Raw genomic sequence first — 13,970 nt, 5'->3', positions numbered from 1 at the left:
CTTGGCATAAATATCGTTAAGGTAAGTATTCCGTTTAGAGCTTTCGTGATTTCCCCTCAGATGTAACCCAATTTTTTCGATTTTTTTTGCCTAATGTTTGGAATACTATGTTCGCTAGGAAGTCCAAAATTAATAAATAGCTATTCGATGGGAACGTAGCGGGTACGGACTAACCTGATCGCGTCCGGCCTGTTTAAAAGAAATCAGTTTTGAGGCTACTTTTGGCATATGGCAATCAATACATTTAGTAGTTAACATCCCCTTCGATAGCGTAGTTTTGCTGTGCGCTACCGACTGATGACAGCCCATGCATTTCTGCGAATAAGCACTGAGATTTCCTTTGATATTTTCATGCGTTTGATGGCAGGATTGGCAGGTCATCGCCGATGATTTAACATAACAGGCACTGCTCTGAAGCATGGTACTCTGGTTACCATGCACATCCAATTCAGCACCACCAAAACCTCTAAAATCCTGAACATAGAAATCATCGAGATTATCTCCAGGTTTAAATGAAAAAACGGATTTTTGGCTCATTAAAGTATTTCCTGAATGACATACGCCACAAGCATCCATTTTCTGTTTTCTTGTTAGTGACTTAAAAACGGCAATAAACTTCGCGGATTTTTCATCTGGATTTTCGGTATGGAAAACCACATGTGCTTTTGCCGGACCATGGCAGCGTTCACAATCAACACCATAGATAATTGATCCTTTCTCCATTTCTTCCTCCTGGGAAAATGCGGAATTTTGAGTCAGTTTTTTTTCAACGTACGATCCATGACATTCAAAACAACGGCTGGTAATGCCGCGTTCATAGTAATAATTGTTGCCTGGAAAGCCGGGACTGATGGCCCAATTTTGGATTGCACTAAAATACGACAAGGGCAGCTCATACAACTTTTTAACCTTCCAATAACCATAGGTATAAGCCTTTTCCCCAGAGCCGAACACAATATCAAACCGCTCTGAATGATCCTGTTTTCCATCCAGATAAGCGGTTTGAAAAATGCCGTTTTTCCTTTGTTCAATCATTACCTTTCGCTGCCCGTCGTAATGAAAAGTATTGGAATCCTTATCAAATATCGCGAGTAACTCGGCATTTACTACAGGCCTTGAGGTGGAGCCATGAGCACTGTGCGCATAGCTCGTGGAAAGATCCTGATGGCATTTCATGCAAGCCTTAGCCCCCGCATAATCTTCGCCCCTTTGATCTTTTGGCAAAGCGTCATCTGTATTCATACACCTGGAAAGCCCTATTACGATAAAAAATAGGGCAGATAAAATTAAGGAGATGCGAATAGAAGCTTTCAAAGGGATATTATAATTGGTTATTTGATGAACTGAATATAGCTAAAATTATAGCCACCTTCATCTGCTACGATCCTGATTTTGTGCGTTCCCTTTTTAAGCGGTACATCCTTAATCTCAAACGGAACAAATTTCTTCTCACTGCCTGTTTCTGGAATAGCCACAGCTTTGACAATCACCTTCCCATCCACGATAATGGTTAATTTTCCATTCCCATGAGCGGCAGCAGTATTCATTTTAAGCTTAAAATTATCACTCTTCGGAACATCGACCGTATACTGCAACCATTCCCCTTTTTCAATGTTGTTTACATAATAACGTTCATATTCCGTAGAATCTTTGGCAATATCTACACCATCATTCCTATAAATTCTCCCCCTGTTTCCTGCAGAGCGCTTTTTAGTTGAAACATGATAATCGGCCGTATCAAGATCAAAATAAGCAATATTGTTCCTGCCCAAATCATAATCAACGGCATATATCATCGAACCGTTTTTGATCAGGTGATTTTTGAAAGGCTTAGTTTCATTACTGGATGGTTGACGAAGCATGGCATCAATAACATCCCTATGAATAATGGTTTGCTCCAGTCGGCTATAAATTGCGAGTTCCATCAGGCCGCTATACACATTACTCTCTTTGGGCTTATTCCCGCCTTTATTAAGGTATTTTACCAGGGCATCATAATTAGGATTAGATCGGATCTCCAAAGGATTATTCACGCCAATTTTTTTCAAAGGCCACCACGACCAGCCAATATTATTGCTTTCCAGAAGTGAGATGGCATCCCTGAACCAAACATTTGAATTTTCTCCGGTTTCCCCTAGCCATATTGGCGCATTTTGATCATCCCTGGCTTTAATCATGTGTGCAATGGAAGCCTGATCGTTGTAATTCCAATATTTATGGAAACTGATTGCCATGTTTTTATCCCACAGGGGGAAAATTCCATTGTAATTATTGCCCCAACCGTTGCCCTCCACAATAATCATATGTTGCTGATCCACTTCACGAATAGCAGTAGTGATCTCCATCATTAATTTTCTTAAAGGTGCATTAAGCTTCTCCTGCGTGCCGTTAGGGTCTGCCGAAGGATTTTGGAATCCATAGTTTGGCTCGTTTAAAATATCATAAGCACCAACAAACGGTTCATCCTTATATCTTTCAGCAATTTTCCTCCACAAAGCAATTGTTTTCAATTGGTTAGCCTCGCTATCCCACAAGTTAGGTTTAGCAGGATTGCGGTCTGCGATGTTCACATCATTACCTTGACCACCAGGAGCGGCATGTAAATCTAAAATGAGATACATATTATTAGCCTTGCACCATGAAAGCAGACTATCAGTCAACTGAAACCCTTTTTGCAGCCAGGTATTCTCGCCGGCCACAGGTTCTTTATCCTCTGGCAACGTATAAAGGTTATAATGCATAGGCAAGCGAACAGAATTGAAGCCCCAGCGTTTCATAGAATCTACATCAATTTTGCGAACGTGGTTGGCCAGCCAGGCATCATAAAACTCCTGTGTTTGTGCAGGACTCATAAGCGCTTCTATGCGTTCGCGTATTCTGTATTGCTGGCCTTCCTTTTCAATTTTGAGCATGTAACCTTCCTGCAACATCCAGCCACCAAGTCCCATACCACGCAACAGTACGTTTTCGCCCTTAGCATTGACAATCTTTTTTCCGTCTGCCCTCAAAAAACCCTGACAAAAACCATTTAAACTTAAGCCAGATACTAAAATAACGAAGAGAGCTGAATATAAACGAGACATATTTTTTAATTAATGAGTTACCAAATATAAGTTGCCACTGCACCCTTCTGCAAACTGGCACTAAGGTTTTTCTGGTGATGAGTGATATTAAATTTGATAAGTTCCTTGCCCGTGTTGGCCACGATGAGAACCGTTTTACCATCCGCAGTCTTAAAGGCAACGTTTGGTAAATCTACCAGTTCGTTAGAGGCGATTCTTACCGCCCCCGGCCGAACAAATTTTGAGGCATGGGCAATAGAATAGTAGGCCAGGTTTTTCGTAAAGCGATCGCCATTGATGGTAATTGCACCCTGACACATGGAGCAGCCGCCGCGGTCAGTAAAAGGTTTATTATCCGGATCGGCCGCAAGGTTCCATTCAATTACATTTTTACTCCAGTTTCTCATCGAACCGATAATCAGTCTCCTGACAGGATTTATAATATTGATTGTTTTGCTATCAGGCGGTTCAACCACCATCTGCTCGGAAAAATAGATGTTTTTATCCGGGTGGGCACGGTGAACATCGCTCAATGCTTCTATCTTGCCACCATAAAGATGAAATGCCGAGCCATCAATGTATTGACTGGCCCCCGGATCATCTAAAATGCTTATGGGATAATCCGGACGATCTGCATTATGATCATAGATGATGATTTTCGTTTTTAAATTGGCGGCCTTAAATGCCGGTCCCAAATTGTTTTTAATGAAAATCGCCTGATCTGGAGCCGCCATTAACAAACTGGGATTATTTCCAGGATGCAGTGGCTCATTCTGTACTGTAATGGCGTCGATAGCGATGCCCTCTTTTTTCATCTCCTGAATATAGCGAACAAAATAGCGGGCGTACACATCATAATATTCCGGCTTCAGCATTCCTCCACGTGCATCGTAACTGGTTTTCATCCAGAGCGGCGGCGACCAGGGCGATGCCATAATTTTTATTTTTGGATTGATGGCCAAAATCTCTCGCATGGCCGGAATAATGTCCTTTTTATCTTCAGAAAGATCAAAACGCTCAAGCGAAAGATCGGTCTGACCCTCGGGCAAATCATTATATGAAAATACTTTCTCGTTCAGATCAGAAGCGCCAATACTCAGGCGGAGGTAACTTATACCGATGGAATTTCCCCCGGTGGCAAAAAGTTCCTGCAATAGTGCTGCCCTTGCAGGTGGCGACATCTTGATGATGTGCTGTGCACTTCCGCCAGTCAAAGCGAAGCCAAAACCATCTACAGACTGGAATTTCTGCCTATCATCAATGGTGATCGTTGGTGCGTTATTTTTTGAAGCAGTAGAAGGCAAAAGATCAGCTTGACGGGTAAACAGCACTGATCGATCAGCCACGGTCAGCCATTGTTGCACAACCTGGGCATTCACAAAGCCGTTCAGAAGCAAAAAAAATACTAAAAAAATTAAGGGTTTTCGTCTCGTCATATCGGATCATAGATTAAAAAACAGGAAAGAGGATCGCCCCCTCTCCTGCTAACAATTAAACAATAGTACTAACCAAGTTATTTTGTACCCCCGTACTCTTTATTCTGCTCCAGTTTGGTATTGGCTAATTCTGCCTGCGGGATTGGAAAGATCTCATTTCTTCCAGACTTGAAGCCTTTATAAGCCAACAAACTTGCCGCCTTACCCCAACGCACCAGATCGAGAAAACGATGACCTTCGCCTGCCAGTTCAGCCCTTCTTTCTCTGATGATGTTATCAAGCGTTACGGCAACAGGGTTTAATCCTACCCGGGCACGAACCGCATTAAGCAGTTGGTACGCCCTGCTCCCCGTTCCTACTGCTGCGTTACTGGCTAGCAATGCCTCGGCTTCAAGAAGATAGGTATCTGCAAGACGTATTTCATAAGCATTCTGTGGGAAATTAAGCTCAGTTTGTCCGGTAGGCGCTTTATCGGCTACTCTTCCGATTGTTTTTTCGAGAAAATAACCGGTGTTTTGATAGCCAGCTTCGTAGGTAGCGATTCCATTTCGCTGCAAGCTGTCTAAATTGGCTACAGTAGCTTTATTTCGCGGATCAAAATGAATAAAATCAAAAAATTCTTTGGTGAAAAGCAGAAAACTATATCCCGAATAATAATCCGGAGCGCCAGGGCCTGGTTTATAACCACGTGGTCCGGTGATGATGTTGAGCAAATTCCCTTCAGAAGCACCCGCATCATTCCAACCTCCATTAGAAGAATTAGAGTGAACAATTTCCAGGATGGATTCGGCATTGAATTTATTGGCCACCTTAAACAGGTCACCATAATTGCTTAACAACCTATATCCATAAACCGAATTGGCTTGTCCAGGTGTAGTTCCGTTCACAAGGGCAAGCTGCTCGGCCGCCTGCGCATTTTTTCCCTGCCATAAATAAACTTTCCCCAAAATAGCTTGTGCTGCACCTTTTGTAATGCGGCCTCCATCTGTTCTAGCCACCACGGTGTTAGGAAGTCCCGGAATTGCCTCCGTGAGATCTTTTTCAATAAGTGCATAAACATCAGCCGGGGCAGCCTGTGTTACATTATAAATTTCCTTTGGATCAACCGCCGCGGTGAGTAAAGGAATGTTCTTGAAAAAACGAACCAGATCAAAATAAAAGATGGCCCTTAAAGTTTTAGCTTCGGAGATATAATTGGCCTTAGTGGTTGCATCCATGCTGATATCTCCCACTTTTGATAGAAAAACATTTGCCCGAAATATGCCGGCGTAGCCTTTATTCCAAAGATATCCCTGAGGGCCTACGGTGGCACTAAGGGTAAAATTATTTACTACTTGCAGATCATTGATGTCTGAAGGACCGCCGCCTCCGGCGATCTGATCATCAGAAGCAGCATCCATAATCGCAATTTTATCATATAAACCACCTGCCTGAAAACCAAAACGGTCATAAATGGCAATAAGTGCGGCTTTTGCCTCTTGCGGGGTTTTATAATAGTTATCCAGCAGAATACGTTCCTGTGGATTGATTTCGAGATATTTTTTACAGCCAGCTACTGTCGCTAAACCTGCGGCAATGATGATGGCATAAGTCAATTTATTTTTCATTTTCATTTCCTTAAAAATTAGCGTTGATACCAAATACAAAAGAGCGGGCCTGAGGATATAGACCTCTGTCGATACTAAAAGCATTTCCACTGTTATTCGAGCCTAGTTCCGGATCGTAGCCCGTATATTTTGTGGCGGTAAACAGGTTTTCAGATAAAACATAGACTCTGAATTTTTGCAAGCCTACTTTACTGACTATGGATTTAGGCAAAGTATATCCGATCTGAAAAGTCCTCAGCCTGAAATAATCTCCTTTTTCGAGATACAGGGAAGAAAATTTGGTCAGGTTTTTATTCGGATCTGCATCTGTTAACCTTGGTTGTGTTGCTGACGGATTGGTTGGTGTCCAACGATCCAGCCTTGAAGTCTGATAATTCGCGTTTGGTATGTCCAGGCGTCTAAGTCCCTGAAAGATCATGTTGCCAGCCACGCCGCTACCGAAAGCGATCAGGTCCCAGTTTCTGAATCCCAGGTTCAGCGTGATTCCATAGGTGAATTTTGGAAGACCATTTCCGATAAAGTCTCTATCATTCACATCAATCGCTTCATCGTTATTTAAATTTGCAAACTTTACGTCACCCGGTTTTGCCAAAGGTTGTAACACTGTTCCATTTGGACCACGGTAAGCGTTGATCTCTGCCTGGCTCTGGAAAATTCCCTGATTTACATAGCCAAAAAACTCATTGTACGAATGACCGATCTGTGTACGGGTAATGTTTCCCAGTGTCTGGAAAGTGGCCTGAGAATCATCAATAAAGTTGATACCAGGACTCAATTTATCAATTCGGTTTTTCAGGAATGATCCGTTGCCACTGATGCCGAAGTTGATCTCTCCGAACTTCTTGCGATAGCCAAGCTCGAACTCAAATCCAGAATTGGACATATCTGCAATGTTGGCCGCCGGACTTCCGCTTCCGATGTAGCCCGGTACAGGTGGATTTTGAAGGATACCTACTGTTTTCTTTTTATACCAATCCAAAACCAGATTAACATTTTCGAACAATGTAGCATCGATACCTATGTTGGTTTGACGGGTTTCCTCCCACTTTAAATCTGGATTCGCCGAAGCCGCAGGACTGTAACCGATATTCACGATGTTTTCATTACCGAAAGTGTAGTTTCTGCCACTTCCCACTAAAGGCACATAAGCGAAATCTCCAATTCCATCATTACCGGTTACTCCGTAACTGGCACGAAGTTTTAAAAAGTTAACCACTTTGTTTTGAGTAAAAAAGTCTTCCTTGGTTGGCACCCAACCAATCTGTCCTGAAGGGAAATAACCGTATTTATTATTGGCACCGAAGCGTGATGAACCATCTCTTCTGATCAATGCCGAAAACAGATACTTTTCCTTATAATCATAAGTTAACCGGGAGAAAAGCGAGAATACTTTATGATCAGTGCCCTCACTGCCGTCTGAAGTTCTGTTTGTAGCAACAGGTTTGAATCTCATCGAGGCAGAATAAAAATCCTGGGCGGGAACATCGAAAAAGGTCGTACTTACACTTCTGCTGAACCCGTCGCTATAGGAACCCTGACCAACTAGTAAGCTTAGATTATGATTGCCAAATGAACGGGTGTAAGACAACGTATTTTCCAGGTTATAGGTAATTACGTAATTGATGTTACGTGAAAACTGCGTTCTGGTATTGGTTGTAGAAGAGTTTAAGTAATAAATCGGATTGAATCCATCACTGCCATAAAAAGCCAGTTTTGAACCCAAAGTGGAACGAAAACGAAGTCCTTTAATCGGTTCCGCTTCCAGAAAAGCATTTCCCACAATGTTATGGTCCCACGAGTAATTACCGATTCTTCTTCGAATGTCTCCAAGTGGATTGGTAATCTCCTGCGCCACTCTTGTGGAAATACCATAAGGATTTCCAAACTGATCGCGAAATACCGGTTGGGTACTGTAGGGAGCAGCTCCGGCAACAGCCGGATCAGTGATAATGGCTGGAGTGATCGGATCTAAATTGATCGCAGAACTCAATGGTCCACCGAACTCACTATTGGTATTCCCCACAGAATTAGTAATGGCATGACTGTAACCAAGATTTTCTCCGATAGTCAACCATTTATAGGGTTTATGTGTAGAATTGATCCTGATGTTTGCCCTGTTGAATTTTGAGACGTCCTTTGCTACAATCCCATCAATCTTGAAATAACCTGCTGAAAGATAAAAGGTGGATTTCTCACCGCCCCCACTGATGGAGAATTCGTGGTTTTGTCTGCCTGCATTGTCATTGAATACCGTGGATTGCCAATCGGTACCCTCACCAAATGCCGCTGGATTGGCAAAAGGCAAAGTAAATGTTCCTGAAACATAATCATTGGTATATGCTTCATTTCTCAAAGTTGCATATTCCGTGGCGTTTAGGAGGTCGAGTTTCTTTGCTGCCTTGGCCTGTCCGTAATAGCCATTGTAGCTCATTTCAATTTTACCCTGTTTTCCTTTTTTGGTAGTCACGATGATCACACCTGAAGCAGCTCTGGCACCGTAAATAGCTGCTGAAGCCGCATCTTTAAGCACCTCAATCGACTCAATATCAGCTTGGTTAAGATAACCAATACCACCATTGTCTACCACAACCCCGTCTATTACCCACAATGGATCATTTTTACCTCCAAAGGAAGTAAATCCACGGAGCCGAACAGTTGATGCCGAGCCAGGCTGGCCAGATTGTGCAGCAATAGTTAAACCGGAAGTACGACCCTGAAGTGCCTGCTCAATCCTGGTGGTTGTTGGTTGATTCTCCAAATCCGCAGCACGAACACTTGAGATCGCACCAGTTACCACACTTTTCTTTTGCACGCCGTAACCGATCACGACAACGTCAGTCAGATCCTGAGAATTGGTTGTTAATGATACATTAACCTTCCCTCCCGAAGGTATAGTAACCGTTTGACTGTTCATACCGATTAGGCTGATCGTAAGCGTTCCACCAACAGGCGCCTGAATAGTGAACACGCCGTTAGGATCGGTAGATGCTGCCCTGGAAGATCCATTAAGCTTAATTGTTACGCCAGGTAATGGGCTACCGTCCTTTTGGTCGGTGATCTTTCCTGTAACGGCAATATCCTGAGCATAAAGTACAAAGGGAAATGCCAAGAGACAGTAAATGAAGAATACGAATGTAAATCTTCTTCTCATAGAAAATTAATTTTAAATTAATATTTGGTTAGTTATATACATCCGGATTTGGTTGCCGGATGATGGAATCAAATCTAAAGCGGTAAATGAAAATCGCACAATTCAGCACTACTACAGCAACCATACAAAGGCTTCCTCAAATGACAAAAAATTAGAAACCGCCCCTACATTGACCCTACACGTACAATACAAAAAACTGATAAACAGACACTTGAAAAAACATACCCTGAGTTTTATGTTAAACAAGTAAAGTCATGCTTTAAGAAGTTCAGCGGATGGTTAAACAGGTAACAAAGGATAAAGATCGGGCAGGAATATCCATGCCCGGGACTGTTGCAGTTATGCTTACGACTGGTTAAAGCTTCACGCTTTGAAGCGCCAGTTTACTGAATTTTATTTACCACCAGGTCATCGAAATAGATGTAACTGGTTTGACTGCTTCCCCATACGGCAACATCCTTTCCACCACGGAAATTATGGAAAGAAAGGCGCTTGATCAGTCTTTGCGCATCATTGGTCGTCCACCGAATGGCCTGATCGAGGACAGCGGTTCCGTTGATTCGCACCTGCACCCAACCGTTTGTACTAGATCCTGTATTGGCCTTCACGTAGAGATGAACATTATAGCTCTCACCTTTTACCAGGCTTCCGCTCGAAGGATAACTTTTTCCAAAGGTATCTCCACAAGGGCCCGCCATATCCCTATGGTACACATACGGTTGAAAATAAACCCTGCTCCCGTTATTGTACCACATCAATCGCAGACTTCCTCCATTGCCATCGGTAGCAATATCACAACCAGTGTTGCCCTCGCCGATCAGAAACCCAAAGCCCACTTTACCTCCACGGCTCCAGTCGAACTGAGAATGAAAACGGACTTTAAAATCAGCCTCATATGCTGATCCATCGGATATATCTGCTCCGGCAATCAAGCCATTGGAGACTGCATTAGGTGCCAGCGTAGCCCTGGCCCAGCCACTTGAAATGTAGGCACGATCCTGATTCCAGCCAGAAAGTGTTGCCCCACCAAAATCCGCACTTGCGGCACTGGAACTATACGGACCATCGGCTCGACTAAACTGCGTATTAATATTACTGGGATAGGCCTGGGCGGCAGCTGTTGCCATGGTTTTCTCCAAACTAACTTTCTCTTCAGTAGCGGTAGAGAACTGATTTTGACTTTGTTCCTCCTTAGAACAGCCAGAGAAGATGCTTAAAAATAATGGCATGGCAATGCCCGCCAATAATAAATTGATTTTTGAACTCATAAGAATTTGGTTAGAAATGAACTGATTTGTTAAGCTGCTCAGACAATCTCCTGGAGGCTGTACTGAGGGAAATAATAGGACTGTCTGTTTTCTAAATGATGGATAGTTGCTTTTCTTAAATTTACCAACCAGACAGATAAAGAATACAATAGCATAACTAAAATACTACAAAAAGCTACTTTTCTTAACGTTTCAATCGTTTGAAATAATAGCATTAACAACCTGTTAATTAAGCCATTTCTAATTAATAATCAATTTCATGATAAGCTTATCCTTCAGTATAGAAATTAATCTGACGAACCAATCGGCCAGCTGACAAAATGAAGGGTATAGCATCAAACCAAGCGTAATTCTAACTTGGATGATACAAACTAAAGTTGATTTTAAAGAGGCGATTTAGATCATTTTGTTTTGGAAATTTCATTTAAAAACTCGTAGAGATTAGTTTCAGGCTTAAGCTGCAACTTTTTTCTAAGTCTGTACCGGCCCACTTCCACCGCTTTGATGGTAACATTCATCAGCTGGGCCATTTCTTTTGTAGAAAGGTTCATCGATAAATAAGCACAGAATTTTAAGTCATTTTGACTAAGTTCAGGATATCTGGATTTTAGCTTATTGAAAAAGTCGGTATTCACATGGCTGAAATGCACACTTAAATGATCGAGTTCCTGATCCTTTCGCTCTACGTCTTTGATCAACCGGATGAGATGCCGAAAGCTGGTGCTACTATCAGTAATATCATGGTTTTTAACTACTGCAGAGATAACTTCCTTGATTTTGGCCAAAACTTTTCCACGTTGCAGCAAGTGCATGGTCATGGTAGAAAGCTCCTTATTCTTGTAATTCACTTCGGCTTCCAATTTCTCATTCTGCAGTCTGATAATTTCTTTCTCATTTCGATCAAGCTCAAGCTGATGCAGATAACTCATGCGATGCTGGGCCTTCTGATGTTTTGCTTTCTGCCATTTGATCAACACTTTAATCGCAAGCGCAGTTAACAAGATGTATATTATTTTCATCCACCAGGTATCGTACCAGGCATGCTTAACCTCAAAAACATAACTCAAAACCTTCGATTCGTTATTGATATGAGACCTTGCCTTGACATTGAAAGTATAGCACCCGGCCGGGAGGTTGGTATAGTCTTTTTCGCTCTTATCGCTCCAGACTGACCAATGATCATCGAAACCAACCAACTGATAGCTGAAAGTTAAATTCTTATCCTGTTCAAAAAGTGTAGATGAAAACTCAAAATGGATTGAGTTTAACTCATTGTTAAAGCTTGGAATATGAGAGACGTCCTGCCGCTCGGCAATCGCATTGTTCTTTACAAAGTATCCCCCAAAAACCAGGCTATCGCTTTTGCCTTGTAGCTTTACAGCTCCGAGCACAATATTTGGTCTGGTTATATTTCGGATATATTTGCTGTAATTAATATGATAAGCTCCCTTGTTTGCCCCAATAAAAATATTTTTGTCATCCAGGGCATAGATCGATTCAAATCCTCCCACCACTTTCCCATCAAGTTCAGGCATGTAAAAAATGCTGAAATTACTTTTACCAGAAGGTCTGCTAAAATCAATAACCCCAACCCTTTTATTACTTACAAACCAAACATTTCCGTCGTTATCTTCTTTCAGATACTGAATCGGTGTATCATCCAACAACTTTCCAAACAAGCTGACACGGACAAACCGATTTTTGTTTGAATCGAACTCATAAACTCCTTTAGTGGTTGCGACCACTACCCTGTTCTTGATCCGATAAACGTAGTTGTAGAGTTTGAAAGGTAGCCCATCTACATCAGTAAACATTTTAACATTTAAAATGCTTTTATGATCAGGCTTCAGCAAAATTCTATAAACGCCATGGTATGGATGCGAAGCCCAAATTAAGTCAGGATTATTGTTATCTGCAACGATGAACCTAAGGGTCTCTTTGATGCCTTCAACCTTGCCCATATTGCCAAATCTTCCATTGCTATAGGCAAGTTTTTGAAGTCCGGTATAAGTTCCGGCAATCACATCTGTAACGGGAAAGATGTTTTCAAGAGACTCGAACATCCACGTGCCTGGCAAACTAAACATGGGCACAGCTACATTATTATTGATCAGAAATGTCCCTTCTTCATGGGCCATAAGCAATTGGTTGTTGAATTCATTGAGTCCCCAAACCTGGCCTTTGGTGTTTTTCACTTCCTGAAAGTTAGAAACAGAATAGCTTATATCAGCAGAATTGCCAGTGATTGCGGAACGGTAAAGTCCGTTAGATGTACCGATGTAAATAGATTGATTGTGCTTCCGGAAAGCATAACTGGTGATCTGCTTAGTTCTATCCGGAAAGATATTCTTGATCGCACTGTTAATGGCTATATATGAAATTCCATCATCAAGGGCGAGCCACACATTTTTATGCTTGTCTAGCAAAATACCCCGGACATTGTTATTCTGTAAACCTTCCCGATAATTGTATTTTTGAACCACCTGACCCACCCTGTTCATGATGTAAATTCCTCCCGAAGTGGTACCAATTGCGTATTGACCTGAACTGATTTGGCTAGCAAAAAAAATCCTGTCATTGAACAGTACTGGATCAAACCCAGTTTTAAATGAGGTTAGCTTTCCTTTTGAAATGATAAACAACCCCCTTTTCAACGTAGATACGAGAATAGAATCCCTTCCGTATGGTATGATGGAGGTAACACTGGCTTGCTTTAGCACAGTGTCTGCACAATATGGAGTCCAGATACCTTTGTCAAACAGGAGCAGCCCTTTCTCTCTCACTTGAGCAAAAACCTTTCCGTTCACTTCTCCAAGGTGAAGCCAGGTGGTAGCGGTTTTGTAATATTTGACAACATCATTCTTGTAGTGCAGCACAGCATTGTTTGAACGAAAGAAAACTTCATCTTTTACGATTGAAATATCCCAGATGTCCGCTAGTTTCCTCAAGTCCTCTGGTAGTAAATATAAAAGCGAGTGGTAGCGGAGAATTCCTTGCGCATCAGGAAAAAAATAACCAAATTCATCCTGGCCGCCTACATAAATCCTGCTTCTGGAATCAATCCCTAGAGATCGTACAGCGGTAAAATTAGGCAAACGATGCAGATTCCAGTGTCTGCCGTCAAAGGTCAGCAATCCTTCATTGTTTCCAAAGTAAAGAATGCCGCCCCGATCTTGTTTCACATCCCAATTCTGAATTCCTCCCTTATACACTTCATTTGTATAATTGACGATTTTGGGTGTGCCCAGCAATTCCTGCGCCATGGAATTACCGGCAACGAAAAGAGCAAGCAGGAATATCAGCGTTTTTATCATTTGGTTAGGGAATGATTTATGCAATTATAGAAATATATTTCCAAATCTGGCAACTTGGGAGATAGCTCCAGCAAATGATATCGTATAGCAGTTCACCGCTATCTGACAACTAAAAAATCATGGTCTCGGGCG

7 protein-coding genes are annotated in these 13,970 nt (G+C 42.1%); all 7 read right to left on the bottom strand.

The genetic code is table 11. The features are described from left to right. Nucleotides 1-129: 129 nt before the first annotated feature. The 7 genes from ACZZZC_RS12330 to ACZZZC_RS12300 all read right to left on the bottom strand — a co-directional run bounded on the left by ACZZZC_RS12330 (nucleotide 130) and on the right by ACZZZC_RS12300 (nucleotide 13,838). A complete protein-coding gene (locus tag ACZZZC_RS12330) occupies nucleotides 130-1,242 on the bottom strand; it encodes a cytochrome c3 family protein (RefSeq protein WP_463487331.1) in 1,113 nt (370 codons plus the stop codon). A gap of 89 nt (nucleotides 1,243-1,331) precedes the next feature. Then, on the bottom strand, nucleotides 1,332-3,083 hold the full coding sequence (locus ACZZZC_RS12325) for a cellulase family glycosylhydrolase (protein WP_463487330.1): 1,752 nt from the start codon (nucleotides 3,081-3,083) through the stop codon (nucleotides 1,332-1,334). Nucleotides 3,084-3,100: 17 nt separating this feature from the next. Beyond that, entirely contained in the window at nucleotides 3,101-4,498 is a 1,398-nt protein-coding gene (locus tag ACZZZC_RS12320) for a glycoside hydrolase family 30 protein (RefSeq protein ID WP_463487329.1), read from the bottom strand. Between the two features lie 77 nt (nucleotides 4,499-4,575). After that, nucleotides 4,576-6,105 carry a RagB/SusD family nutrient uptake outer membrane protein gene (locus tag ACZZZC_RS12315; RefSeq protein ID WP_463487328.1) on the bottom strand — a complete coding sequence of 510 codons (1,530 nt, stop codon included), beginning with the start codon at nucleotides 6,103-6,105 and terminating at the stop codon, nucleotides 4,576-4,578. 10 nt (nucleotides 6,106-6,115) lie between these two features. Next, complete coding sequence (locus tag ACZZZC_RS12310; RefSeq protein WP_463487327.1) at nucleotides 6,116-9,256, bottom strand: SusC/RagA family TonB-linked outer membrane protein; 3,141 nt, start codon at nucleotides 9,254-9,256, stop codon at nucleotides 6,116-6,118. A gap of 383 nt (nucleotides 9,257-9,639) precedes the next feature. Then, entirely contained in the window at nucleotides 9,640-10,524 is an 885-nt protein-coding gene (locus tag ACZZZC_RS12305) for a polysaccharide lyase (protein WP_463487326.1), read from the bottom strand. 401 nt (nucleotides 10,525-10,925) lie between these two features. Further along, a complete protein-coding gene (locus tag ACZZZC_RS12300; protein ID WP_463487325.1) occupies nucleotides 10,926-13,838 on the bottom strand; it encodes a triple tyrosine motif-containing protein in 2,913 nt (970 codons plus the stop codon). Between the last annotated feature and the right edge of the window lie 132 nt (nucleotides 13,839-13,970).

This window comes from Pedobacter sp. AC212, from assembly GCF_979258625.1.
The sequence above is the reverse complement of the archived record's forward strand: the minus strand, read 5'-3'. Positions and strand labels throughout refer to the sequence as shown.